Here is a 25,386-nt window from a genome sequence, read left to right as displayed (position 1 = left end):
TCAGGCGTTGTCTTCTGCAATCATCGCCGCGGCGCGCGTGGCGATCATGATGGTGGGCGCATTGGTATTGCCGCCCACCAGGCGCGGCATGACCGAGGCGTCTATGACTCGGAGTTTCTTCACGCCCTTGACCCGGCAGCGGCTGTCGGTGACGGCCAGTTCGCCCGAGCCCATCGCGCAGGTCGAGGTCGGATGATACAGGGTTTCCGCGCGTGCGCGTACATCATCTTCGAGTTGGGACCGGGTGGTGATTTCCGGCTCCGGGTAGCGTTCCGATTTGCGATCGAAGTCGAAGGCTGGCGCGGCGAGGATCTCACGCACCTTGGCCAGCCCGTCCGTCATCACATCGGTATCGAACGGGTCTTCGAGATAATTCGGCTGGATCAGCGGGTGATCATTTGGATCGGTGGTTTTCAGACGGATCTCGCCGCGGCTCTTCGGGTAGAGCTGGCACACATGCAGGGTCACGCCATGACCCCAGGCCTTCTCGATGCCGTGAGGGTTGGAAATCGCCGGGATGAAGACGAGCTGAAGGTCGGGCAGATCGTCCGCATAGGCCGACTTGATAAAGGCACCGCCCTGGACCGGGTTCACAAAGGCCGGGCCGTCGCCCATCAACAACATCCGGCCCATCATATAGGCGTGGTGCGGAATGGACCGCAAGGAATTGCCGATGGACAGGCTGGACTTGGTCCAGATCTGCGCGGTGACATCGAGATGGTCCTGCAGGTTCTTGCCGACACCGGGCAGGTCATGCTCGACGGATACGCCGGCCTCGCGCAGCTCATTGGCCGGCCCGATACCGGACAGCAGCAGGGTCTGCGGCGAGTTGATGGCACCGCCGGAGAGAATGACCTCCTTGCGTGCGGTCAGTACTGTACGTGTACCGTCTATATCGACCTCGACGCCGGTAGCCGCGCCGTCCTCGATGATAATCCGGTGAACCATCGCCTTGATCGTCACCGAGCAATTGTCGCGTTCCAGGGCCGGGCGCAGGAAGGCATCGGCGGCCGAGCAGCGCTTGCCGTCTTTCTGTGTCACCTGATAGGGGCCAAATCCTTCCTGACGATGACCGTTGAAATCGTCATTGCGGCGATATTGCAGTTGGTCACCGGCCTTGAAGAAGGCCTCCGTGAGCGGGTTGAGCGGGGTGATGTCCTCGACCGAGAGCGGGCCTTCAGCGCCATGCAGCTCGGATGGGCCGCGCTGTTGTCCCTGAACTTCCTTGAAGGCCGGCAGGGCATTGTCCCAGCCCCAACCCTCGGCACCGTACTCGCTCTCCCACTCGTCGTAGTTCTCCCTGGCCCCGCGCATATAGTGCATGGCGTTGATCGAGGAGGACCCACCCAGCGTCTTACCGCGCGGCCAGAGCAGTTTACGGTCATTCAGATGCTTTTGCGGCTCGGTCCAATAGCCCCAGTTGAACTGTTCACCGGTCACGGCGAATTGCAGCAGCATAGGCGTGCGGATGATGGCGTTCTGGTCCGAGCCTCCGGCTTCCAGCACACACACCGAGACAGAACGGTCGCGCGACAGGCGTTCAGCAACAGTGCAGCCCGCTGAGCCGGCACCGCAGATGATATAATCGAATTCGGTCTTACTCATCGCCTGCATCCACGGCTTCTGCTGCATCTTCGGTTTCGCTCACACCTTCTTCGGACATGGCCGCTTCACCGGCGATCGGGTCACCATAATGCGCGGCGAGTGCCCGCATGGCCGCCAGCGATTCCGGCGTGCGCGCGCCCCATTGCGTATCGGCTGCCGTCCGAGCGATGACGATGTTCCGCCGCGTGTCAACCCAGACATACTGGCCGTAGACGCCGGCCATGAAGTATTCGCCGTCATAGTTTTCAGGCACCCAGAAGTGCAGGCCATAGCCGCGCATCGGGTAGGGCGCTTCGGCATAATCGGGCTCCTGGAAATCCGCATTCGGGCGGGTCGCCATCTCGACCCAGCCTTCCGGGACCAGACGTTCGCCATTCCAGACGCCGTCCTGCAGGTAGAACTGACCGAAGCGGGCGTAATCCTCCAGCGTCGCATTGAGGCAGCAATAGCCGATCGCCTGGCCATTCTCACCAGGAATATTCTGGTTCCAGTTGGCGTCAGAGGTCATGCCGATCGGTGTCCAGATGCGGTCTTCGACGATCTGGGCCAGGGGCGCGTCATAGACGCCGCGCACAACTGCGGAGAGAACGTGGGTGTTGGCGCTGACATAGTGCAGGTCTTCACCGGGCGCCCGGTCGCGTTCGACCTCGGCGACCATGTCGTCGATATTGCGGCCCCAGATGTTGGCGCCGAGGAAGAGGCGACGGATGTCGCTGTCCGGCGCGCTGTAATCCTCATTGAAATCGACACCGGCGGACATCATCAGCAAGTGCCGCAACGTCGTCTGGCCGTAGGGCGTGCCGCCCAGTTGCGGGGCAAACATCTCCGCCGTCTGGTCGAGACTGCTGATACGGCCCTCATGCAGAGCCATGGCCACAAGGGTGGCGACGAAACTCTTGCCTACGGACCAGGATGTGTGAAGCGTTTCGGGGGTCGAGCCGAGCAGGTATTCCTCATGCACGACCCGGCCGTTGTGCAACACCATCAGACCGGTGCTGCCAGAAGCCCCGAGCCAGTCGGTAATGTCCCGTTCCTGGCCATCGAGCTCAAAACGAACCGTATCGTTACGGGTCTGACGGGCAAGGGATTCGCCGTTCTCTCCCGCATGGATTGTTCTGAACGGGAACACTTCGCCCATATCGCGAAAAGTGTCCGCCAGAGCTGCATCCGCAGTCGCAGCCTGGATTTCGGCGGGCGAATACTCAGACCAGGGGCGGTAATACCATCCCGCAGCAGTAACAATCAGAAGCGCCAAAATGACGCCTAAGCCTATGAAAATACGGCCCATTACTCTCCCCATAGCCAGCTTATTGAACGCTGTTCACTTTGCAGCCTAGCAGAGTTCACGGCGGAGAAAAGAGGAGGCATAAGAGGGCGCTAGGAATTCTAGAGTGCGGCAGGCATGCAACTGCATCGGCATCTTTTTTGCCAATAGCGAAGAAACGGGCTGACAGCCTCGTCGCATAATGTTCATATCGTTTTCTACGCGCGGACGGTTGGCTTGGTACCGCGTTAATGAGGGGAGTAAATTCCAATGAAAATGTTCTCGAAGGCGGCCGCTTTGGGCACGACCGCTATGCTTGCTGGTCTTGTCGGTGCTACCGGCGCCTACGCTCAGATCGAGCAAATCACTGTTACATCCCAGAAGCGCGAGCAGACGCTTCAGGAAGTTCCGATCGCAGTTTCTGTTGTCCAGGCTGAAACCCTGGAAAACGCCCAGATCGTCGATGCGATCGACCTGCAATCCGTTGTGCCGTCGCTCCGCGTCAGCCAGCTGGAGCGCAGCTCCAACGCCACCTTTATCATCCGTGGTCAAGGTAACGGCGCGAACAACCCGGGCATCGAGCCTTCGGTTGCTGTCTATATCGATGGCGTGTTCCGCAGCCGTGCCGGTACGGCGCTGTCTGACCTCAACGGCATTGAGCGCATCGAGGTTCTTCGCGGTCCGCAGTCGACCCTGTTCGGTAAGAACGCAACCGCGGGTGTGGTGAGCATCATCACCGAATCGCCCCAGTTCGAGTTCGGCGGCACGGCCGAGATCACCCTGGGCAATTACAACAGCATCATCACGCGCGGCTCCGTTACCGGGCCGCTCTCCGACAATCTGGCCTTCTCGCTCAGCGGCAGCGTCAACCAGCGCGACGGCTACTACGAGAATCTCGGCCCGGCTGGCGATTTCAACAATCGCGATCGTTGGTCGCTTCGTGGCCAGCTGCTTTACACGCCGAGCGATACGTTCAGCCTGCGTGTGATCGCAGACCATGACGAAATCGAAGAGGCCTGCTGTGGTACCGACCGTCTGCTCGATGGCCCGGCTGGTCCGGTTCTGCGTGGCCTTCTCGGCGGTCAGACCTCCGCTGGCGCTGGCTTCAACTACGAGATCGCGACCGATTTCGCGAACGAGAACCGGATCGAGAATTCCGGCATCTCGGCTCAGGCAGACTGGAGCCTCAGCGACACGCTTTCGCTGAGCTCGATCACCTCCTATCGCATGTATGAAGACTTCATCGATTACGAAGGTGACTTCACCACGCTCGAGCTGCTTGGTGCCAACGTTCGCGGTCTGGACGTTGATACGTTCAGCCAGGAATTCCGCCTGACCGGTGAGTGGGGCGACCGTGCCTTCTTCCTGCTGGGTGCCTACTATTCCACGGAAGACATGACGGTCGACGATTCCCGTCTCTACGGCAGCGATACCCGCGCTTATGTCGATATCCTGACCGGTGGTGCACTGGGTGGACTTGAAGCTGCAACCGGCTTTGCGCCGGGCTCCTTCTTCGCCGACGGGGGTGGTACCACCTTCACCGCAGAGCAGTCTGACGAGCAGTTCCAGATCTTCTCCCAGGTTGACTTCAACCTGACGGATCGCCTGGTCTTCACCGCTGGTCTGGCCTACTTCGAGTCGGAAAAGGAAGTGGACTTCCTCAATGTTGTCCGCACCAACCCGTTCTCTGACCTCAACCTGGTTGAGATCGGTCTGGGCAGCTTCCTCGCCTCCGCTGGCGTCAACCCGAATGACCCGGTTCAGGTCGGTGCTTTCGCCGCTGCCCAGCCGGCTGTCTTCGGTGCGTTCGTGAACGCTTCGTCCACGTTTAACGCTGTTGGCCTAGCAAACGGTGGTGTTCTGGTTGGCGGTGTTGTCGTGGATCCGCTGACCGGCCTGCCGCTGGCGAACCCGCTCCTCGACTTCTTCGCCCTCGGTCTGCAGCCGCTTGGTGCTCTGACGCCGTTCCCGAACTCCGTCGAAGACGGTCGCACGTCTGACTCGGACACGCCGTACACGGTGCGCCTCGCGTTCGACGCCACCGACCGTACCAATATCTACGGCTCGTTCTCCCGTGGCTTCAAGGCATCGTCCTGGAACCTGACGCCGGATACGCGTCCGAATTCCTCTGACATTGCTGCTCTGCGGGCTGCCGGTGAACTGGCCGCTGACAATGCGCTCGGCGCTCCGACCATCGTCAATACGGCAGAAGCCCTCGGCGTCGCGGGTAACCAGCGTTTCGCCCGTCCGGAAATCACCGAGACGTTCGAAATCGGTTTCAAGACGCGCTTCGACTTCGGCTCGCTTGACGTTGCCTACTTCGACCAGACCGTCACGGACTTCCAGTCCTCGGTCTTCCAGGGCGCTGGCTTCGCGGTCATCAATGCTGGTGAGCAGTCTGCGACCGGTCTTGAATTTGACGCCGTCATTGCCCCGCCGTCGATTGAGGGCCTGACTTTCACCATGTCGGGTATCTGGATGGATGCTCAGTATGACGACTTCCAGGGCGCTCCGGTTGTTTCCGGCGGCACTGTCGACCTCGCTGACGGTGTTCAGGACGGAACCGGCGATCTGAGCGGTCAGACCGTTGCGGGCATCCCGGATTTCGCTGGCTCCTTCGGTGTCGAGTACATCCGTCAGATGTCCTTCGGTGAGCTGATGCTGCGCGGTGATTGGCAGTATGAATCCGAAGTTCGCCTTCTGGAGAACCTGCCGGAGTCGATCTCCCGTCAGGTCAGCACGATCAACGCTTCGATCGGTGTGAACTTCAACAACGGCGTGGAAACCCTGCTGTGGGCTCGCAACCTCAACGAGGACGAGTACTACACGTCCGGTTTCCCGACCACGCTGCAGGCTGGATCCTTCTCGGTCTATCCGAACCAGCCGCGGACCTATGGTCTGACCGTGCGGACGCGCTTCTAAGGAGTTCGGCCTGACCGGCCAGCTTTTAGAAGCCAGCATTTTGAGCGGCGCCGGGGTACTCCCGGCGCCGTTTCTTTTGCAAGCTTTCACACCCTGCTTTGCTGCTATGGTCTCCAGCGAGGCAGCTCCCTGCGCAATAGTGGGGCAAGGCGCTGGCGCAAACCGTCTGCGTCCGCGGTGCGTGAACGTTGTTCAATTTCTGCTTTGAAATGGGGCGAAGCCTGTTTAGCCTTCGCGCTTGTTTCGTTGACCTCTTGTTGCGCTGAGGAGATCGCATTGGCTCTCATCTGGGTTCTGCTGGGCTCCATTGTCGGCATTTCAGCGATGGTCGCGGCCAATCATTATCTGGGCCTGCATACGCCGGCCGTGATTGCCTCGCTTGATGACGCCAAACGCAAGCTTGATATCGATGCCGTCGGCTTTCAGCCCGGTCGCGGCGTGCTGGCGGAAGACGGACGCTCGGCCCTGGTGGAAGAGGCCGGCGCTTCGCGTATCGGCTTGCTGTCAACCCAGGGCGATACCGTTGTGATCCGCTATCTCGACCCCGGATCGGTCCGCGCTGCGCGCATGGAGGAGGGCGGGGCGATCACGCTGTCGCTGAATGATTTTACGTTCGCGCCGATCCGCCTGGGATTGGGCGATGCCGGCGAGGCCCGCATGTGGGCCGATAAACTCAACGCATTGCAGGCCTGAGATGAATATTCCCGATCTGATCAACCCGACCTGGCTTGCAGTGCCGCTGTTCACAGCGCTGATTTTTGCCGAGATGTTCTTCGCCCGGCAACGCGGAGGCGCGACCTTCGAACCGCGTGACAGTGCGGCCAGCCTGATGATGGGCTTCGGCAATGTCATTGCCGGTGTCCTGTTCGCCGGTATCGTCGGCGGCTGGTTGCTATTCGTCTACCAGTTCCGGGTGTTTGATATTCCTTTCGCCTGGTGGGCGTGGATTGTCGCCTTCGTGCTGGACGATTTCGTCTATTACTGGTCACACCGCTGGGCGCATACCGTGCGCTGGTTCTGGGCCGACCATGTCGTTCACCATTCCTCCCAGCATTACAATCTCACCACGGCGCTGCGTCAGCCCTGGTTCGGGGTGCTGACGCTGAAATGGATGTGGCTGGGCTCGGTGCTGGTGCTGATCGGCTTCCACCCGGTGATGATCGCTTTCGTCGGCGGCCTCAACCTGATCTACCAGTTCTGGATCCATACCGAGGTCGTGCGCAAATGCCCGGACTGGTTCGAGGCGGTCATGAACACGCCCTCGCACCACCGCGTACACCACGGCATCAACCCGATGTATCTGGACAAGAATTATGCGGGCGTCTTCATCATCTGGGACAAGATGTTCGGGACCTTCCAGCACGAGCTTGACGATGAGCCGATCCGCTACGGTATCATCAAGAATCTCGGCACCTACAATCCGATCAAGATCTCGCTGCATGAGTGGCTCGGCATTGCCAATGACATGCGCAAGGCCGGCAATCTGCGCGATGCGATGATGTTCCTGCTGGCCCCTCCGGGCTGGTCGCCGGATGGATCGCGTAGCACGTCGAAAGACATCTACGAGCGCTGGAAATCCCAGCAAGGTGAGCGGGCTAGTCGTCCTGCACCGAACGAGGCCCCGGCCGAGTAATCAAAAATCGCGCGAAGTCGCCTGACTGCCCCTTGCCTTTAACGTGAAATTGACACACTCTTCCGAAAGTGAACGGTGTTCACAGATAGAACAGTGTTGGTCGCACCTGGGGAGGTATTAGCGCCATGGGCTCGCTTCGCGAACTTTATCCGATGCCGGACATCGACAAGCATTGGTCGGTCCCGCAGGAATTTGATGCCACGTTTGACTTCGAGTACGGCGAGGGCCGGACCACGCTGATGCACCTGTATCAGAAGGGCAAGGACATGCAGTGGGATGCGGTCAACCGCATCGACTGGAGCCTTGATCTCGACGTCGAGAACCCGATGCAATTGCCCGATGAAGGCATCGCGCTTCATGGTTCGGATATCTGGAAAAAGATGTCCAAGAAGCACCAGATCGAATTCCGCCGTCATGCCCAGGCCTGGAATATCTCCCAATTCATGCAGGGCGAGCAGGCTGCACTGATTTGTGCCGCCAAGATCGTCGAGCAGGTCCCTGACCTCGACGCCAAATTCTACGCCGCCACCCAGGTGATGGACGAGGCCCGTCACGTCGAAGCTTACAAGAATCTGATGCAGAAGTTCGGCGTCGCCTATCCGATGACCGCACCGCTCAAGGCTCTGGTTGACGATGCTCTGCGCGACAGTCGCTGGGACTTCACCTATCTGGCCATGCAGGTCGTGATTGAAGGTCTGGCGCTGGCAGCCTTTGGCACGATCCGTGACCTGGCGCAGAACCCGCTGGCCAAGATGGTCAACGCCTATGTCATGGAAGACGAGGCGCGCCATGTCGCCTTCGGTCGCCTGACACTGCGCGATTACTATCCGCAACTGACCCAGGCCGAGCGCGATGAGCGCGAGGAATTCCTGGTCGAGGCCTGCTATCACATGCGCGATCGTTTCCAGGCGCGCGAGGTTTATGAAACCATGGATCTGCCGGTCGAAGAGTGCGTAGCCTATGCCGAGCAGTCGGAAATGAACAAGCTCTTCCGCACCCTGCTGTTCCAGCGCATCGTTCCGGTGGTGAAGGATATCGGCCTGTGGGGCGACAAGATCCAGAAGGCCTATACCGATATGGGCGTGATGCATTACGCCGACCAGGATCTCGATGAGCTTGCCGCTCAGGACGAAAAGATCGCCAAGGACCTGGACACGGTCAATCACCAGGATGTCCGCATGGCCTATGTCCACGCGGTGGCTGGAGCTGCCGAATAGTCCGGTTTGACCGTTTTAACGAACAAGGCCCCGTCATGGCGACGGGGCCTTTTTTGTTGTCCGGCGGGGTGTCTAGCTTGTTGGGTCGAAACCGTAGGGCGAGCCGCCGAGGATATGCGGCTCGACATCGAGCTTGCGGTTGATCGGCGGGAAGGCGCGTTGGGCGCAATCGGCGCGCTCACACAGGCGGCAGGCTATGCCCAGGGCCTGCGGCGCGCTATCGGCGAGGCCGTCAGCATGCATGATCCGGCTCGCATGATCCCAGTCGCATCCCAGCGCAATGGCGTGCAGCACCGGCGTCTGCCCGGCCGGGGCGGGGCTGACCTGGCCGCGCGCCAGGGACAGGAAGCGGCGCCCGTCCGGGAGCTCGAAACTCTGGGCGTGAATGCGCTCGGGCAGCCGCAGGGCGTCATAGAGATTCCATTTGGGACACCCTCCGCCGGAGCGCACAAAGGGCATGATCCCGCCGCCAAATCGCTTGGAGACATTGCCCGCCCCGTCGACGCGGATCATGAAAAAGGGCAGGCCGCGCGCCCCGCTGCGCTGAAGCGTGGTCAGCCGGTGACAGACCTGCTCATAGCTCGCCTCGAAGCGCCGTTGCAGGACATAGAGGTCATAGCGGCTCTCTTCTGCGGCCGAGAGGAAGGCCTCGTAAGGCATCTGGATGGCGCCGGCGAGATAGTTGGCCAGGCCAAGCCGGTAAAGCCGTCTTGAGTCATCATTCGGCAGGTTGGCCTTGGAAATCAGGCTGTCGATCAGCTCACCGCATTCCAGATTGGCCAGCGCCACGCCCATGTGAAAGGCCCGCGAGGTGCTGGGGAGGACTTCAGACAACAGCAGGCGTCGGCCGTGGAAATCGAGTCGGCGGCGAGCACCGGCCATCATCTCCTCGTCGAGAACGCGCACGGTAAAGCCGTGCTCATCGAGCAGGTATTTGGCCAGCGTACGTTCACGGTCCCGGCGCTTGGTGCCGCTGCGCTCAAGCAAGTCAATCGCGGCCGCCTCGAGTTCGGGATAGTGATTCTGGCTCGCATCGATGGCGTCGCGCACGCTCTCCAGCGTGGATCCCGGGCCGGACATGCGGGTCGCCAGGTCGGCCGTGGCCGCGCTGGTCTCGCGATAGGTCTGGTAGAGGCGGGCAAAGGCTTCGGCCGCGCGCGGGTGGCTATCGGCCAGTTCGTTGAGCTCGAGCCGGTCCAGTTCAAAGCCATTGAGCACCGGATCGGCCGCGGCTTCCTGCAGATCCGCAATCAGCTGCCGGTCGCTTTCATTGGCAAACGCGCGAACATCAACGTCGAAATTCTCCGCGAGGGCGAGGAGCACGCGCGCCGTGACGGGACGTTGGTTGCGTTCCAGCAGGTTGAGATAGCTGGCAGACACGCCAAGGGCCTGTGCGGCGTCGGCCTGGGTGAGGCCGCGTTCGCGGCGCAAGCGCCGCAATCGCGCGCCGGCAAAGAGTTTTTCAAGCGGCCTGGAGTCTTCAGTCATGTGATAAAATTTACAAACCGACAAATTGACAATGTAAATACGCTACACGCAATCCGCTTTATAGGAAAGGGGGTATCGACGGGCTTGCTTCCGTTTGACAACTTGTTTGCAACGTAATTGTCAGACCGGGGATACCCATGACCAGCTTTAACGACCTCGTCCCGAATGCAGCCGAAGATCGCTTCAACGGCATTGAGCGCCCGTACACGCCGGAAGACGTTCTGCGTCTGCGCGGTTCGGTTCAGATCCAGCACACGCTCGCCGAACGGGGCGCCAACAAGCTCTGGGAATTGCTCAAGACCGAGCCCTTCATCAATGCGCTTGGCGCCCTGTCCGGCAACCAGGCGATGCAGCAGGTCCGCGCTGGCCTGAAAGCCATCTACCTGTCCGGCTGGCAGGTCGCGGCCGACGCCAATACCGCCGGCACCATGTATCCGGACCAGTCGCTCTATCCGGCCAATTCGGCTCCGGAGCTGGCCAAGAAGATCAACCGCGCCCTGCAGCGCGCCGACCAGATTGAAGTCTCCGAGAACGGCAAGGCGACCCGCGACTGGTTTGCGCCGATCGTGGCCGATGCGGAGGCCGGTTTCGGCGGTCAGCTGAACTGTTTTGAGATCATGAAGGCCTTCATTGAAGCGGGCGCTGCCGGCGTACACTTCGAAGACCAGGTTGCAGCCGAGAAGAAGTGCGGCCATCTGGGCGGCAAGGTGCTGATCTCCACCAGCCATCACGAGCGCAATCTGGCCGCAGCCCGTCTCGCCGCAGATGTAATGGGCGTTCCGACCCTGACCGTGGCCCGTACGGATGCTGAGTCCGCGACGCTGATCAACTCCGACGTCGATGAGCGCGACCACGAATTCATCGATTTCGACGCCGGTCGTACGCCGGAAGGCTTCTACCGCCTCAAATCGGGCATGGGTGTCGAGCACTGCATCAAGCGCGGCCTGGCCTATGCCAAGGTGGCCGACCTTCTGTGGTGGGAAACCTCCAAGCCGAACCTGGACGAGGCCAAGCGTTTCGCTGAAGCCATCCAGAAGGAATACCCGGGCAAGATGATGGCGTATAACTGCTCGCCGTCCTTCAACTGGGAAGCCAATCTGGACAAGGCCACGATCGAGACGTTCCAGCGTGAGCTGGGTGCGATGGGCTACAAGTTCCAGTTTGTCACCCTGGCCGGCTTCCACAGCCTCAATCACGGCATGTTCGAACTGGCGCGCGGTTACAAGGATCGCGGCATGGGGGCCTATTCCGAGCTGCAGCAGCTGGAATTTGCGTCCGAGGTCAATGGCTACACCGCAACGCGTCACCAGCGCGAAGTCGGCACGGGCTATTTCGACAAGGTCTCGCTGGCCATTTCCGGCGGTCAGTCCTCCACCACGGCGATGGCTGAATCGACCGAAACCTCGCAGTTCGCAGCGGAATAAGTCAGGGCTCTTGCAGCCCGGCCGGGAGGGGGCGCCCTCGGTATCGCGAACCCTCCCGGTACTCTCTCGCACGCAGGAATGACGCTCGTCCCAGAGCAGGCACACAGGCAGGACACGATCATGACGCATATTTCTCCCACCGGTGTAGAAATTCTCGGCCATCTCGAGCCGGGCTACCGCGATATCCTCACCCATGACGCGCTGAGCTTTATCGCCGGACTGCATCGCCGTTTCGAGCGCCGCCGCCAATCCCTGCTGCGCTATCGCCGTGAACGTCAGGCCGAGCTCGATGCCGGCGCGCTGATGTTGTTCCCGCATGAAACCGCGGATATTCGTGCCGCCGACTGGAAGGTCCGCCCGGCTCCGGCCGATCTGCAGGATCGCCGGGTCGAGATCACCGGCCCGGTTGACCGGAAAATGGTCGTCAATGCACTCAATTCGGGTGCGAAGTGTTTCATGGCCGATTTCGAGGACGCGACGGCGCCGCACTGGGCCAATCTGATCGAGGGCCAGATCAATCTGCGCGATGCCAACAAGCGCGAAATCGATTTCACGGACGAGAAGTCCGGCAAGAATTATTCGATCAATGAGGATGCTGCCGTTCTTATTGTCCGCCCGCGCGGCTGGCATCTCGATGAGCGTCATGTGCTCGTCAATGGCGTGGCGATGTCGGCCTCATTGTTCGACTTCGGCCTCTATCTCTTCCACAATCACGAGGCGCTCAAAGCCCGTGAAACCGGACCGTATTTCTATCTGCCCAAGCTTGAGAGCCGCTATGAGGCGCGCCTGTGGAATCTGGCTTTCCAGCACGCCGAGGACGAGCTGGGCCTGGAACGCGGAACCATTCGGGCCACCGTGCTGATCGAAACCCTGCCGGCAACGTTTGAGCTGGACGAGATCCTTTACGAACTCAAGGAGCATGTGGTCGGTCTCAATTGCGGTCGCTGGGACTATATCTTCAGCTATATCAAGCGCCTGAAAGCGAACCCGGATTGTGTCCTGCCGGATCGTTCGCAAGTCTCCATGGCGGTCCCCTTCATGGATGCCTATTCCCGCCGGGTGATTTCGGTCTGTCATCGCCGAGGCGCCCACGCCATGGGCGGCATGTCCGCCTTCATCCCGGTCAAGAATGACGCCGAAGCCAACACGGCTGCGCAGGAAAAGGTCCGTGAGGACAAAATGCGCGAAGTGCTCAACGGCCATGACGGTACCTGGGTCGCTCACCCTGATCTGATCCCGGTTGCGCTTGAGGTCTTCGACCAGAAAATGCCGCGCGCCAACCAGATCGACCGCGAGGAGGAAATGGCGCTTCCGATCACGGCCAAGGCGCTTCTTGAAGCCCCCGAGGGCACGATCACGGACGCCGGCGTGGACGGAAATATCGATGTGGCCATCCGCTATATCGCGGCCTGGCTGGGCGGACGCGGTGCGGTGCCGATCCACAATCTGATGGAAGATGCGGCGACGGCAGAGATCGCGCGGGCCCAGCTGTGGCAGTGGCGCGTGTTTGAGCGCAGCACGCAAGAAGGGACGCCCATCACGGCCGGAACCATCGGCGCCAAGATCGAGGCCTTCCGCGAATCCATCCAGGGCGAGGTGCCGGACATGCCGGATGTGCGAGAGCGCATCGGCGTTGCCGCGGGCCTCTTGCGCGACATTGTTCTGTCCGACGAGTTCGTGGAATTCCTGACCCTGCCGGCCTATGAGTACATCACCGAGGGCTTGAAGAAGCCGATGCAGCTGACCGAGTTCGAGGACTGATGCGGTCCTCGCTGACCGGCAATGGCAAGATCAGGCCGCCCCTTCAAGGGCGGCCTGTTCCGTTTGATTAACCCGTTACTGCCGGAGCCGTGTAGGGACGGTAGCCGCAGGCATCGGCGAGGCGCATACCGTCAGGCGTTTCGGTGAAGCGACAGGTCATGTAATCGCGCATGCGAACGCCATAGGGGAAGACCGCGCCGGCTTCGGCAGAGGGCAGCAGGGCGTCGAAATTGCTTTGCGGATAGACCACGATATTGCGGTCGTCATTGGCCGCATTGGCCGCCTGGTTGTCGACAACGCACAGCGGCGGGCGCGAGAGCATCCCAATCACGGTGCCGCGGGTTTCGCCCTGGGCACCCCAGATGTGGCTGCGCAGATTGGGGTCTTGCTGAGACAGTGCGTTTTGCGTCGCACCCGGTGCCATCGCCTCGGACAGGCCCGCCGGATTATGACTGATAATGGCGGTGAAGGCCTGCATCTCGGCCTGGGACGGAGCCCGGCAGACAGGCGTGCTGGTCGCACAGGCAGATGCAAAACTGGCCAAAAGGCCGATGGCGAGAAGACGAATACGCAAAACACGCTCCTGAAGCGGGAATACTGGTGCAAATCCTATAGCGGGTTCTGATCCGCTTCGCGAGGTCTGATACACGCTGCCTGCCTCAGGCCTCGGCCCGGTTGGCGATCAGATCTTGCACCACGGAGGGGTCAGCCAGGGTCGAGATGTCGCCCAGATTGCCGTATTCGTTCTCGGCGATCTTGCGCAGGATGCGGCGCATGATCTTGCCGGACCGCGTCTTCGGCAAGGCCGGTGCGAACTGGATGACGTCGGGCGTTGCGACCGGCCCGATTTCCTGACGCACCCAGGCTTTCAGCGCCTTGACGTCCTCAGCGTCCGGCTCGCGGCCCTGGTACAAGGTCACGAAGCAATAAATCCCCTGGCCCTTGATATCATGGGGATAGCCGACAACGGCGGCCTCCGCGACATCGTCATGGGCGACGAGGGCACTTTCGATCTCGGCCGTGCCGAGGCGGTGACCAGAGACGTTGAGGACATCGTCGACACGTCCCGTGACCCACCAATAGCCATCACTGTCACGGCGGGCCCCGTCACCGGAGAAATACAGGCCGTCATAGGTCGAGAAATAGGTGTCGATGAAGCGCTGGTGGTCACCATAGACTGTCCGCATCTGGCCCGGCCAGGACCGGGTCACAACCAGATTGCCTGATTGCTCCCCGGTGTCGGGAAGCCGCTTGCCGTCTCCGTCCATCAGGGCCAGCTCGACTCCGAACATCGGTTTGGATGCGGCGCCGGGCTTGAGGTCATGGGCGCCGGGCAGGGGGGTGATCATGATGCCGCCTGTCTCGGTCTGCCACCAGGTATCGACAATGGGGCAGCGTTCATCGCCGACGACGCGGTAATACCAGGTCCAGGCCTCCGGGTTGATCGGTTCGCCCACGCTGCCGAGCAGGCGCAGGGATTGCCGCGAATGCTTGGTGACATGCTCATCGCCCTCGCGCATCAGGGCGCGGATTGCGGTCGGCGCGGTGTAGAAGATGTTCACCTGGTGTTTGTCGACGACCTGCCAGAAGCGGTCGGGACCCGGATAGGTCGGGATCCCCTCGAACATCAGCGTGATGGCGCCGTTGGCGAGCGGGCCGTAAACGATGTAGGAGTGGCCCGTGACCCAGCCGACATCCGCGGCGCACCAATAGATGTCGCCGGGCTTGTAGTCGAAAACGGTTTCGTGGGTCAGTGAGGCCCACACCATATAGCCGCCCGTGGTATGCAGCACGCCCTTGGGTTTTCCGGTCGAGCCGGAGGTGTAGAGGATGAAAAGCGGATCCTCGGCGCTCATCTCTTCCGGGTCGCAATCATCCGGCTGACCGGCGACCAGGTCGTGGTACCAGACATCGCGCTCGTTCGCCCAGCCGATATCGCCGCCGGTCCGGCGTACGACGACGACTTTCTGGCCGCGCCCCGCGATCTCGATCGCCCGGTCGACATTGGCTTTCAGCGAGATCGGCCGGCCGCCGCGCACGCCTTCATCGGCGGTGATGACAAAATCGCTCTCGCAATCGGTGATACGACCCGCGAGGGCGTCGGGAGAGAAACCGCCGAAAACGACGGAGTGCACCGCGCCAATCCGCGCACAGGCCAGCATCGCATAGGCCGCTTCCGGCACCATCGGCATGTAGATGGTGACCCGGTCGCCTTTGCTGACGCCAAGCTCGCGCAGGCCATTGGCAAGGCGACCGACCTGGGCATAGAGCTCGCTATAGGTGATGGTCTTGTCGACCTCCGGGTCGTCACCTTCCCAAATGATCGCGGTGTCATTGGCCTTTTCCGGCAAGTGCCGGTCAATGCAGTTGACGCAGGCATTCAGCGTGCCATCGGCGAACCAGCGGATATGCAGATCATCCTTGTCCCAGGAGACGTCCTCAATCTCGGTGAAGGGCTTGATCCAGTCAATGCGGCGAGCCTGCTCGCGCCAGAAGCCCTCGCGATCTGCCAGTGACTGCTCGTAGAGCGCATTATACCGCTCCGGATTGATGTGTGCTGCGGCTGCAAACTCCGGATCGAGCGGGAAAATCTCGTTGGGGTCATGGTGGGTCATCGCGATCTCCGGGCAGGCCACGGCACAAGCGCCGCATCAACAGACTGAACGCTACGATACGCCCTGACCCGAGACGCGCAAGACGCTCAATCGACGCCTTCTGCACGCAAGGTGGTTTGCGGATCGAGGGTGCGCATGGCGGCATATTGCGACAGGAAGATCTCGCCGCTGAGTTCGTCGGCAAATCCGGCCGCCATGAGGTGGTCATTGACCGGTCCCTTGACCTCGGAGAGGTGCAGGGTCACGCCGCTGTCGGACAGGCGCTGATTGATGGTTCTCAGGCTCGCAAGGGCGCTGGCATCGATGAAATTCACGGCCGGGCACATCAGCACCACATCGGTAATTCCCTCGTGCTCGGCCATGGTCTGGGCCAGGAGGTCTTCCAGGAAATGGGCATTGGCGAAGTAAAGCGCGCTGTCGACCCGGATCGCAAAGACGTGCGGCGACAGGATCACGTCATGCCGGTTGGGGTTGCGGAAATGGTGTGTTCCGGGGACCTGGCCGACCTGGGCCCAGTGCGGCTTCATGGTCCGCAACAGGATTGAGCCGATCGAGACCGTGACCCCGAGTGTGAGCCCGATCTCGACGCCGAGAAAAAGCACGCCGAACAGGGTCAGGAAGGCGGCTGCCCCGTCAGAATGCGAATAGCGCCAGGCATCGCGCAGGCTATGGAAATCGGCCAGTTTCCAGATCGCAACGAGGATCGTGGCCGCGAGCGCGGCCTTGGGCAGGTGATAGAATAGCGGGGTCAGGAAGACCGCCACAATGGCGATAATGAGGGCTGTGAAGACGCCGGCTAGCGGGGTTTGTGCTCCGGCCTGTTCATTGACGACCGAGCGCGCAAATCCACCAGTCACCGGATAGCCTCCGGTAAAGGCAGCGGCGGCATTGGCTGCGCCGAGGCCGAACAGCTCCCGGTTCGGATTGACGCTTTCGCGGCGGCGTGCCGCGAGGCTCTGTCCGACCGATACGCTTTCCACGAAACCGATGAGGGAGATGAGGGCCGCGGGGCCAAGCAGTTCGCGCCAGATTTCCAGTGGAACAAGCGGCGGCTGCAGGGGTGGAAGCCCGGTCGGAAGCTCGCCGACAATGGAAAGCCCGTTCCGGTCGGCCAGCGACATGCCGGCGGCGATGAGCGTGGTGATGACCACCAGCAGGGCTGGAGAGGCGCGGGTAATTGTCGAGGCCGTGCCGTCTGGCACGCCCAGCCCGGTCAGCAGGGGCTGCAAACCGCCACGCATGAAAATCAGGAAGGCGAGGCTGCCGGCGCCGAAGGCCAGGGCGAGGAGATTCAGCTGGCCGATGCTCTGCGCCATGGAAAGCACCAGCTCGGGCAGGGTCGCCCCCGAGGCCTCAATGCCGAGGATATGGCGCAGCTGGCTGGCGATGATGAGCAGGGTCGACGCCGTGATGAAGGCGCTGATCACCGGACGGCTGAGGAAATTGGCAATACTGCCCAGATTGAGCAGGCCGAAGACAAGCAGAAAGCCGCCGGAAAGCAGGGCGAGGGCACCTGCGGCCGCCATCTGCTGGGCTGGATCGTTCAGTCCCAACTCACCGATGGCAGCGGCGGTCATCAGCGAAACGACCGCCACTGGACCGACCGCCAGCACCCGGCTGGACCCGAACAGGGCATAGGCGATCAGCGGCGTGGTCGAGGCATACAGTCCGGCCTGGGGCGGCAGACCTGCCAGCAGGGCATAGGCGAGGCTTTGCGGGATCAGCAGGATGGACGTGATAATGCTGGCTAGGGCATCATCGGCGAAGAGCTTGGCATTGTATCCACGCAGCCAGTTCAGGCCGGGGAAGATGCGCATGGCCAGTTTGAACATATCAGACGGCGTTCAGCGGGATCTTGAGATAGCGCGTGCCATTGTCTTCCGGCTCCGGAAGATCGCCCGCCCGCATGTTCACCTGGACCGAGGGCAGGATCAGGGTTGGCATGGAGAGCTTGGCATCGCGCGCTTCGCGCATGGCCACGAAGTCGTCTTCACTGGTGCCTTCATGGACATGGATATTGTTCGCCTTCTCCTCGGCCACGGTTGTTTCCCAGGCATAGTGGTCGCGACCCGGTGCCTTGTAGTCATGGCACATGAACAGCCGGGTCTCGTCCGGCAGGGCGAAGATTTTCTGGATCGACCGGTACAGCGTGTGCGCGTCGCCGCCCGGGAAGTCGCAGCGCGCGGTCCCGAAATCGGGCATGAACAGCGTATCGCCAACGAAGGCGGCATTGCCGGCGTGATAGACCATGCAGGCCGGTGTGTGTCCCGGCGTCCAGATGGCCGTGGCCTCGATCTCGCCGATCTGGAAGGTTTCACCATCGGTAAAGAGGTGGTCGAATTGCGACCCGTCACGGCAGAAGCCCGGCTCTGCATTGAACAGATCACCGAATACGCCCTGAACCTGTTTGACATGCTCGCCAATACCGATCCGGCCGCCCAGCTTCTCCCGCAGATAGGGGGCAGCGGAGAGGTGATCGGCGTGTACATGGGTCTCCAGGATCCAGTCGACCGTCAATCCGCGTTCCTTGATATCCGCGATGACCGCATCGGCCGAGCGCGTCTGCGTACGTCCCGAGGCCGGGTCGTAATCCAGAACGGAATCGATAATCGCCGCCTTGCCCGTGGACGGGTCGGAGACGATGTAGCTGACGGTATAAGTATCGGGATCGAAGAAGGCTTTGACGTCGGGAGCTTGATGCATGGGTTTTCAACTTGCCGGGAAACAGATCCGGTTTATCCTTTTGTGCAGACCTACGCAAATATGTAGGTAATGCGATTCACAACGACAATATCCCGGGAGCATGGAATGAGCGAGCCGCGAGATTTTACGCCGAAGGAAGTCAAAGAGGGGATGGCGGATGAAACGCTCATCCTCGTCGACGTCCGCGAGACCGGTGAGTTCGAGGCGGAACATATTCCCGGAGCAATCCTGAACCCGCTTTCGACCTTTGATGTCGCCGCAATCCCGGAGGCCGGCGACAAATCCGTGGTGCTGTCTTGCCGGTCCGGTGGACGTTCAGCGCGCGCCTTTGCCCAGGCGGAAGCCAGCGGCCGCAAGCTGGCCGGTCATCTCGCCGGCGGGATCATGGCCTGGAAATCGGCGGGGTATGAGACGGTAAAGGGCAAGCCGGGCGGGGGGCTCGGACGCCTCGTTGTCGGCGTCATCGTGGTCGCTCTCCTGGCCCTTGTCGTTATCCAGCTGCGCTAGCGGGTATTGGGCTCGCAATAGGTCCGGTAGAGCGCCTGCATCAATTGGCGAATATTCGCGTCGGCAAGCGCGTAATAGATGGTCTGGCCGTCGCGGCGGGTCGAAACGAGACCCTTATTGCGCAAAATTGCCAATTGCTGCGACATGGCTTGCGGTCGCAGGCCGACGGCCTCGGCCAGGGCGCCGACGGGCAATTCCTCTTCCATGATAGCGCACAAAGCCATAAGCCGGCTCGGATGAGCCAGGGTTTTCATGACGTCGGCGAGGTCTTCGGCGACCGGCTGCATTTCGCGATAGTTCATTGCGTACCTATGCAGGTCTGTAGCTAGAGTTTTCCCAAGATAAGGCGTGCGCCCCGAGCAAACCAGTCCGCCAGTCGAATTTGCTGTATTGCGTTATTGTGTTATCGCGCTAACACGCTATATCGCTCCCCGAACTCATCGGATGCGATAAAATGACCGAAGTCACCGTTACAGATCTGGACGCTTTGTCAGAGGCCTTGCTGCGCCTGAAGGCTCCGGAAGAAGCCGAGCGCTTTTTGCGGGATCTGCTCACGCCGGGTGAAATCAAGACGATTAGTGAACGCTGGCGGGTCGCCTGCCTGCTTGATCAGGGTGGCCACTCTTATCGCGAAATCAGTGAGTTGACCGGAGCGAGTACAACGACCGTTACACGCGTCTCCCGTTTTCTCAGCCAGGAACCCCACCAGGGCTATCGCCTTATCCTCGATCGTTTGAAGGAACAAAGCTCGTGACCCGTTTGCGTATTGCCGTTCAAAGCAAGGGCCGCCTCTCTGAGGGTGGTATGGATCTGCTCAAGCGTTGCGGTCTCCGCTTCGCCTATGGTCGCGACAAGCTGCATCAAAGCGCGGAAAACATGCCGGTCGATCTGATGCTGGTGCGGGATGATGACATTCCGAACTTCGTCGCTTCGGGGGCCTGTGATTACGGCATTGTCGGAGAGAATGTGCTGAAGGAAGAGCAGCTGGCAGGGCGCCGGGCGAAGGAACTGGAAGTCGCTCTGCGGCTCGGCTTCGCGACCTGCACGCTCAAGCTTGCGGCCCCCAAGGGCGGGGAGATTACTTCGATCCAGGATCTCGCGGGCAAGGCGATTGCCACCTCTTACCCGGCGATCACCGATGCCTATCTGCGCGAGCGCGGCGTGGTCTCGGAAATCGTCGAAATGCACGGCTCGGTGGAAGTGGCCCCGCGGCTCAATATTGCTGCGGCGATCTGTGACCTGGTGTCGTCCGGTGCAACGCTCGAGGCCAATGGGCTGGGCGCTTTCGAAACCGTATTGAACTCCGAAGCTGTGATGATCCGCCCGGCGCAGAACCGGGATCCGGCCAAGGACGAGATTGCCTCGATCCTGATGCGCCGGGCCCAGGGTGTAATCGCGTCGGCACAGACCAAATACATCATGATGAACGCCCCGGTCGACCGGCTTGAGGCGATCAAGGCCCTGCTGCCGGGCGCCGAAGCCCCGACCGTGGCCCAGATCGCCGGGCGTGATGATGTCGTGGCGCTGCACGCGGTTTGCCGCGAGCGGGTTTTCTGGGAGACGCTCGAAGCCCTCGAGGCCGAGGGTGCGCGGGCGATCCTCGTGCTCCCGATTGAAAAAATGCTGGCATAGGGGCCTGTCATGTTGACGACTATCAACTGGGGCGAGGCCGATACGGTGGAGCGCGAGACGGCTCTGTCGCGGCCGGCAGAAACCGGCGCCGCCGATGCAGCCGCGCGCGAGATCGTTGATGCCATCCGCGCCAAGGGCGGTGATGCGGTTCGCTCCTACGCCGAGAAACTGGACGGCTATGCGCCGCTGAATTTCCGCATCGCGACGGAGACCATTCGCGCCGCCCGGGACGCGCTGACGGCACAGGACAAGGACGCCATCAAGTCCGCGGCCGATGCTGTACGACGCTTCCATGTGCGTCAGGGCTATGCTGAATATTCCGTCGAGACCTGGCCGGGGCTCGAGGCCAGCCGTCGGGCCGGACCGGTCGATGTGGCCGCGCTCTACGTGCCGGCGGGCTCGGCGCCGCTGGTGTCGACCCTGATCATGCTGGCCGTGCCGGCCCAGCTCGCCGGCGTTCCTCGCATTGTCGTGGTGAGTCCGCCCGGAGCGGATGGTGAACTCAACCCGGTTGTGCTGGGCGCAGCCGGCCTGCTCGGTTTGGATGAGGTCTATGCGCTCGGCGGCGCCCAGGCGATCGCGGCACTTTCTACCGGTGCCGCAGGTTTGCCGCGCGCCGACAAGATCTATGGTCCGGGCAATGCCTATGTTGCAGCCGCCAAGGCTTATGTCTCGGCTCTGCCGGGCGGGCCCGGGACCGATCTGCCCGCCGGGCCCAGCGAGGTCATGGTGATTGCGGACGATACGGCTCGCGCCGATTTCGTCGCAGCCGATTTGCTCAGCCAGGCCGAGCACGATCCCAATGCCCAGGTCGTGCTGGTCACCGACAATGTGGCCAATAATGCGCGCTTCCAGGCGGCCATCGACAACCAGCTCGGCGCACTGCCGCGCGCTGATATTGCCCGGGCGGCTTTGGCCAAGTCGCGCAGTATTGTTTGTGCGTCGCGTCAGGAAATGGCGGATGTCGCCAATGCCTATGCCGCTGAGCATCTGATCATCCAGACCGCCGAGCCGGACGAGCTGGTCGGCATGATCCGCCATGCCGGCTCCATCTTTGTCGGTGCCTGGACCCCTGAGGCGGCCGGTGATTATGCGGCCGGCCCGAACCACACGCTGCCCACCGGTGGCGCGGCCCGGGCCTATGGCGGTGTTACCGTTGAAGCCTTCCAGAAAACCACGACCATTCTGCGCGCCACGGTCGAGGGGGCCCGAGCGATCGCACCGACGGTCGAGCGCCTGGCCGAGATTGAGGGGCTGGACGCCCACGCCCTGGCCATGCGGCTGCGGCGTCAGGCGGCAGAAGCGCAACAGGTCGAGCGGTCCAAACCCACCGTTCGGGCCGCTGCCAAGCGTCGCAAGACGGCCGAGACCGACGTGGAAGTCTCGATCAATCTTGACCAGGATGGCCCCAGCCAGATCGATACGGGTGTCGGCTATTTCGACCACATGCTCGATCAGATCGCGCGCCACGCCGGTATTGCCCTGCGTGTCAGTGTCGAGGGAGATCTCGAAATCGATGCCCACCACACGATCGAGGATGTCTGCCTGACCTTTGGCGAAGCGCTCGGCGAGGCTCTGGGAGACAAGCGCGGAATTGCCCGCTTCGGTTTCGAGCTGCCGATGGATGAGACCCGTGCCGGGGTCTGGATCGATCTTTCGGGGCGCCCCTTTGCCAAGTTTGAGGGGGAAATCCCGGGTGAGAGCGTGGGCGAGTTCCCGGTCGAGATGACCGCGCACTGCTTCCGTTCAATCGCGGAAAGCCTCAAGGCGGCGATCCACGTGAAGGTCGAGGGCGAGAATGCTCACCATATGATCGAGGGCACGTTCAAGGCCTTCGGTCGGGCCTTGCGCCAGGCGGTGCGAGTCGAGGGGGATCGCCTGCCGTCGACCAAGGAGCACCTGGCATGACGATCGGCCTGATAGACACCCGTTGCGCCAATCTGGCCTCGGTCCGATTTGCACTGGAACGGGCAGGGCTAGATTACCGAACCGGCGTCGCACCGGAGGAGTTGGCCGATTGTGACCGGTTGATCTTGCCGGGAGTGGGTTCTGCGCGTCCGGCCATGGAACAGCTGCAGAAGAGTGGCTGGGCCAAGGTTTTGCACGAAGATCAACGTCCGCTCATGGGTATTTGTCTCGGGATGCAGCTCCTGTTCAGTCGTTCGGCTGAAGACGAGATTGACTGTCTCGGACTCATCGATGGCGCTGTCGAGAAACTGCCGCGGGATGCGGGGAGTGTCTGGCCCCATATGGGCTGGAACACGCTGGACCTGCAGCGGTCTGACGATGCTCTGGTCCAAGGTATTGAGGCGGGTGAATATGTTTACTTCGTTCACGGCTTCTTCGCCCCGGTCGGTCCCTACACCGTGGCGTCGACGACCTACGGAGCAGAGTGCTCGGCGGTCGTGCGACAGGGCCATGTCTGGGGGTGTCAGTTTCATCCCGAGCGCTCGGGCGCCGCGGGCGCACAAATTTTGAAAAATTTCGCGGAGTTGGACGCATGATTCTGTATCCCGCTATCGATCTGCTGGACGGGGGCGTTGTTCGCTTGCTGAAAGGTGATTTCAACGCCGTGACGGTCTATGGCGACAATCCGGGAGCCGTCGCCGAAACGTTCAAAACAGCTGGCAGTGACTGGATCCATGTTGTCGACCTGGCCGGTGCGCGTGACGGCAAGCGCGGGCAGTCGGCTGCGATCGAAGCGATCGCCGGGACCGGTATCAAGGTCCAGGCCGGCGGCGGTGTACGTGATACGGCCGATATCGAAGCACTGCTCGACATGGGCGTGAGCCGGGTCGTGATTGGCTCGCTGGCCATTACCGAACCCGAGACGGTCTTGCCCTGGCTGGACCGTTTTGGCGCCGAACGCGTCACGCTGGCCCTGGATGTCCAGTACATCAACGGCGATTATCGCCCGGCGGTGCGGGGCTGGACGGATGTTCTCACCGTCACCATCGATGATGTCATTGCGGCCTATAGCGGTTGTGAGCTGCAGCATGCGCTGGTCACCGATATTGCCCGTGACGGGGATCTCAGTGGCCCGAATGGCCAGCTGTATACCCGGCTGATGCGCGCTTATCCTGGGATCCAGTGGCAGGCCTCTGGCGGTATCTCCTCCCTGCAGGATATCGAGGCCCTTCGCGAATCCGGTTGTGCCGGTGCGGTCACCGGGCGGGCGATTTATGAGGGCAAGTTCAGGCTCGAGGAGGCTCTGGCATGCTCGCGCGGCGCATAATTCCCTGCCTCGACGTACGCGATGGCCGTGTGGTCAAGGGCGTCCGCTTCCGCGATCACGAGGATGTCGGCGATATCGTCGCTCTGGCGGCGCGATATGCGAAAGAGGGGGCAGACGAGCTGGTCTTCTATGACATCGCAGCCAGCGCCCGTGGTGACACGGTGGAGCCAGCCTGGATCAGCGCCGTGTCTTCGGTCATCGACATTCCATTCTGCGTCGCTGGCGGTATCCGCAGTGTCGACGATGCCCGGGCGCGGCTTTTCGCGGGGGCTGACAAGATTTCCGTCAACTCACCCGCTCTTGAAACGCCGGAATTGATTGACGCGCTGGCGCGTGAATTTGGCAGCCAGTGCGTTGTGCTGGGCATTGATAGCAAAACGATTGATGGCGATTGGCGGGTCCACCAGTACACCGGTGACCCTGCCAAGACTCAGCTCGCCGGGCGCAATACGCTCGACTGGCTCCGCGAGGGCATCGATCGCGGCGCAGGCGAGGTCGTGCTCAACTGCATGGATCAGGACGGTGTGCGTGATGGTTATGACATCGACCAGCTCACCGCGGCCCGGGAGCTATGCCCGACGCCGCTGGTGGCGTCGGGCGGGGCGGGGCGTAAAGACCACTTCAAAACCGTGTTCGAACGCGCCAATGTGGATGCGGCGCTGGCCGCCAGCGTTTTTCATAAAAGTCTGATCGGTATAGGAGAATTGAAATCCTATCTGATCGCCGAGGGGATCTCGATTCGGCCATGATCAAAGTGAAGTCTCTCAACTGGGAAAAGGTCGACGGGCTGATGCCGGCGATCATCCAGGATGTGGCAACGCGCCAGGTATTGATGCTCGGCTATATGAATGCCGAGGCGCTCGAAAAGACGCAGGAGACCAAGAAGGTCCATTTCTACAGCCGCACCAAGCAACGGCTTTGGAAGAAGGGCGAGACCTCCGGCAATATCCTCAAACTGATCAATATCTCGGTCGATTGCGATGCCGACACACTGCTTGTGGAAGTCAAACCGAAAGGCCCGGCCTGCCATCTCGATACAGTGACCTGTTTCGGTGACGACCCGGCGCCGGGGCTGGGCTTCCTCGCGCATCTGCGCTCCATCATCAAGAAGCGCCGCAAGGAAAAGCCCAAGGGATCCTATGTGGGTGACCTTCTGGCCAGGGCACCCAAGAAACCGGCACAAAAGGTCGGTGAGGAAGGCGTCGAGGTGGCCATGGCGGCCGTGTCGGAAAATGACGAGGCGCTGGTTGGCGAGGCGGCGGATTTGCTGTTCCACCTCATGGTGCTGCTGGAGTCCCGCGATCTCAGCCTGGACGATTGCGTTGAGCTTCTGCGCAAGCGCCACGCGGTCCGCGCAGCAAATAAGTAGACATATCGCCT

At 61.5% G+C, this 25,386-nt stretch carries 22 protein-coding genes; 14 read left to right on the top strand and 8 right to left on the bottom strand.

Annotated features, from left to right (window positions below):
• Together Q1V51_RS12525 and Q1V51_RS12520 are read right to left on the bottom strand one after the other, a co-directional pair.
• Complete coding sequence (locus Q1V51_RS12525; RefSeq protein ID WP_300556863.1) at positions 1 to 1,605, bottom strand: GMC family oxidoreductase N-terminal domain-containing protein; 1,605 nt, start codon at positions 1,603 to 1,605, stop codon at positions 1 to 3.
• Positions 1,598 to 2,860 carry a serine hydrolase gene (locus Q1V51_RS12520; RefSeq protein WP_300556861.1) on the bottom strand — a complete coding sequence of 421 codons (1,263 nt, stop codon included), beginning with the start codon at positions 2,858 to 2,860 and terminating at the stop codon, positions 1,598 to 1,600. The genes Q1V51_RS12525 and Q1V51_RS12520 overlap by 8 nt, the downstream gene beginning before the upstream one ends.
• A 279-nt stretch (positions 2,861 to 3,139) precedes the next feature.
• On the opposite strand from Q1V51_RS12520, the gene Q1V51_RS12515 reads away from it, so the two are divergent.
• From Q1V51_RS12515 to Q1V51_RS12500, 4 genes are all read left to right on the top strand, one after another.
• Positions 3,140 to 5,791, top strand: coding sequence for a TonB-dependent receptor (locus tag Q1V51_RS12515; protein WP_300556859.1), 2,652 nt, complete (start codon positions 3,140 to 3,142; stop codon positions 5,789 to 5,791).
• A gap of 276 nt (positions 5,792 to 6,067) precedes the next feature.
• Entirely contained in the window at positions 6,068 to 6,484 is a 417-nt protein-coding gene (locus tag Q1V51_RS12510) for a hypothetical protein (protein WP_300556857.1), read from the top strand.
• Position 6,485: 1 nt separating this feature from the next.
• Positions 6,486 to 7,424 (top strand): sterol desaturase family protein, encoded by a 939-nt coding sequence (locus tag Q1V51_RS12505; protein ID WP_300556855.1) that lies wholly within the window; start codon positions 6,486 to 6,488, stop codon positions 7,422 to 7,424.
• A gap of 125 nt (positions 7,425 to 7,549) precedes the next feature.
• Positions 7,550 to 8,641, top strand: a complete 1,092-nt coding sequence (locus Q1V51_RS12500; RefSeq protein WP_300556853.1) for a ferritin-like domain-containing protein — start codon at positions 7,550 to 7,552, stop codon at positions 8,639 to 8,641.
• A gap of 72 nt (positions 8,642 to 8,713) precedes the next feature.
• On the opposite strand, the gene Q1V51_RS12495 is transcribed toward Q1V51_RS12500, so the two are convergent.
• Entirely contained in the window at positions 8,714 to 10,129 is a 1,416-nt protein-coding gene (locus Q1V51_RS12495) for a short-chain fatty acyl-CoA regulator family protein (RefSeq protein ID WP_300556851.1), read from the bottom strand.
• Positions 10,130 to 10,266: 137 nt separating this feature from the next.
• On the opposite strand from Q1V51_RS12495, the gene aceA reads away from it, so the two are divergent.
• Both aceA and aceB read left to right on the top strand, forming a co-directional pair.
• Positions 10,267 to 11,553 carry an isocitrate lyase gene (gene aceA / locus Q1V51_RS12490; protein WP_300556849.1) on the top strand — a complete coding sequence of 429 codons (1,287 nt, stop codon included), beginning with the start codon at positions 10,267 to 10,269 and terminating at the stop codon, positions 11,551 to 11,553.
• Positions 11,554 to 11,673: 120 nt separating this feature from the next.
• Positions 11,674 to 13,314: a malate synthase A gene (gene aceB / locus Q1V51_RS12485; protein ID WP_300556847.1), complete on the top strand. Its 1,641-nt coding sequence runs from the start codon at positions 11,674 to 11,676 to the stop codon at positions 13,312 to 13,314.
• A 67-nt stretch (positions 13,315 to 13,381) separates the two neighbouring features.
• On the opposite strand, the gene Q1V51_RS12480 is transcribed toward aceB, so the two are convergent.
• The 4 genes from Q1V51_RS12480 to Q1V51_RS12465 form a co-directional block, all read right to left on the bottom strand.
• Positions 13,382 to 13,888, bottom strand: coding sequence for a hypothetical protein (locus tag Q1V51_RS12480; RefSeq protein ID WP_300556845.1), 507 nt, complete (start codon positions 13,886 to 13,888; stop codon positions 13,382 to 13,384).
• A gap of 85 nt (positions 13,889 to 13,973) precedes the next feature.
• Positions 13,974 to 15,929 (bottom strand): acetate--CoA ligase, encoded by a 1,956-nt coding sequence (gene acs / locus Q1V51_RS12475; RefSeq protein WP_300556844.1) that lies wholly within the window; start codon positions 15,927 to 15,929, stop codon positions 13,974 to 13,976.
• An 86-nt stretch (positions 15,930 to 16,015) separates the two neighbouring features.
• Positions 16,016 to 17,761, bottom strand: coding sequence for a sulfate permease (gene sulP, locus Q1V51_RS12470; protein WP_300556843.1), 1,746 nt, complete (start codon positions 17,759 to 17,761; stop codon positions 16,016 to 16,018).
• Between the two features lies 1 nt (position 17,762).
• Positions 17,763 to 18,632, bottom strand: coding sequence for an MBL fold metallo-hydrolase (locus Q1V51_RS12465; RefSeq protein WP_300556841.1), 870 nt, complete (start codon positions 18,630 to 18,632; stop codon positions 17,763 to 17,765).
• A gap of 105 nt (positions 18,633 to 18,737) precedes the next feature.
• On the opposite strand from Q1V51_RS12465, the gene Q1V51_RS12460 reads away from it, so the two are divergent.
• Positions 18,738 to 19,139, top strand: coding sequence for a rhodanese-like domain-containing protein (locus tag Q1V51_RS12460; RefSeq protein ID WP_300556839.1), 402 nt, complete (start codon positions 18,738 to 18,740; stop codon positions 19,137 to 19,139).
• On the opposite strand, the gene Q1V51_RS12455 is transcribed toward Q1V51_RS12460, so the two are convergent.
• Positions 19,136 to 19,441 (bottom strand): metalloregulator ArsR/SmtB family transcription factor, encoded by a 306-nt coding sequence (locus Q1V51_RS12455; RefSeq protein WP_300556837.1) that lies wholly within the window; start codon positions 19,439 to 19,441, stop codon positions 19,136 to 19,138. The two genes, Q1V51_RS12460 and Q1V51_RS12455, sit on opposite strands and share 4 nt — an antisense overlap.
• Before the next feature lie 152 nt (positions 19,442 to 19,593).
• On the opposite strand from Q1V51_RS12455, the gene Q1V51_RS12450 reads away from it, so the two are divergent.
• From Q1V51_RS12450 to hisIE, 7 genes are read left to right on the top strand one after another with little or no spacing between them, the layout of a single operon-like run.
• A complete protein-coding gene (locus Q1V51_RS12450) occupies positions 19,594 to 19,893 on the top strand; it encodes a YerC/YecD family TrpR-related protein (protein WP_300556835.1) in 300 nt (99 codons plus the stop codon).
• Positions 19,890 to 20,771: an ATP phosphoribosyltransferase gene (gene hisG, locus Q1V51_RS12445; RefSeq protein WP_300556832.1), complete on the top strand. Its 882-nt coding sequence runs from the start codon at positions 19,890 to 19,892 to the stop codon at positions 20,769 to 20,771. The genes Q1V51_RS12450 and hisG overlap by 4 nt, the downstream gene beginning before the upstream one ends.
• 9 nt (positions 20,772 to 20,780) lie before the next feature.
• Positions 20,781 to 22,679: a histidinol dehydrogenase gene (hisD, locus tag Q1V51_RS12440; protein ID WP_300556830.1), complete on the top strand. Its 1,899-nt coding sequence runs from the start codon at positions 20,781 to 20,783 to the stop codon at positions 22,677 to 22,679.
• A complete protein-coding gene (gene hisH, locus Q1V51_RS12435; RefSeq protein WP_300556828.1) occupies positions 22,676 to 23,275 on the top strand; it encodes an imidazole glycerol phosphate synthase subunit HisH in 600 nt (199 codons plus the stop codon). The genes hisD and hisH overlap by 4 nt, the downstream gene beginning before the upstream one ends.
• On the top strand, positions 23,272 to 24,006 hold the full coding sequence (hisA, locus tag Q1V51_RS12430; RefSeq protein ID WP_300556826.1) for a 1-(5-phosphoribosyl)-5-[(5-phosphoribosylamino)methylideneamino]imidazole-4-carboxamide isomerase: 735 nt from the start codon (positions 23,272 to 23,274) through the stop codon (positions 24,004 to 24,006). Before hisH ends, hisA begins: the two co-directional genes overlap by 4 nt.
• The gene (hisF, locus tag Q1V51_RS12425) at positions 23,988 to 24,755 is read left to right on the top strand and encodes an imidazole glycerol phosphate synthase subunit HisF (protein WP_300556824.1); all 768 of its coding nucleotides are present in this window, start codon (positions 23,988 to 23,990) and stop codon (positions 24,753 to 24,755) included. Before hisA ends, hisF begins: the two co-directional genes overlap by 19 nt.
• Positions 24,752 to 25,375, top strand: a complete 624-nt coding sequence (hisIE, locus tag Q1V51_RS12420; protein WP_300556822.1) for a bifunctional phosphoribosyl-AMP cyclohydrolase/phosphoribosyl-ATP diphosphatase HisIE — start codon at positions 24,752 to 24,754, stop codon at positions 25,373 to 25,375. The genes hisF and hisIE overlap by 4 nt, the downstream gene beginning before the upstream one ends.
• Positions 25,376 to 25,386 lie beyond the last annotated feature (11 nt).

The organism is Maricaulis sp. (genome assembly GCF_030149235.1).
Taxonomy (GTDB): domain Bacteria; phylum Pseudomonadota; class Alphaproteobacteria; order Caulobacterales; family Maricaulaceae; genus Maricaulis.
Note: the sequence above shows the minus strand (reverse complement) of the source record. Positions and strands in the feature narration are given on the sequence as shown.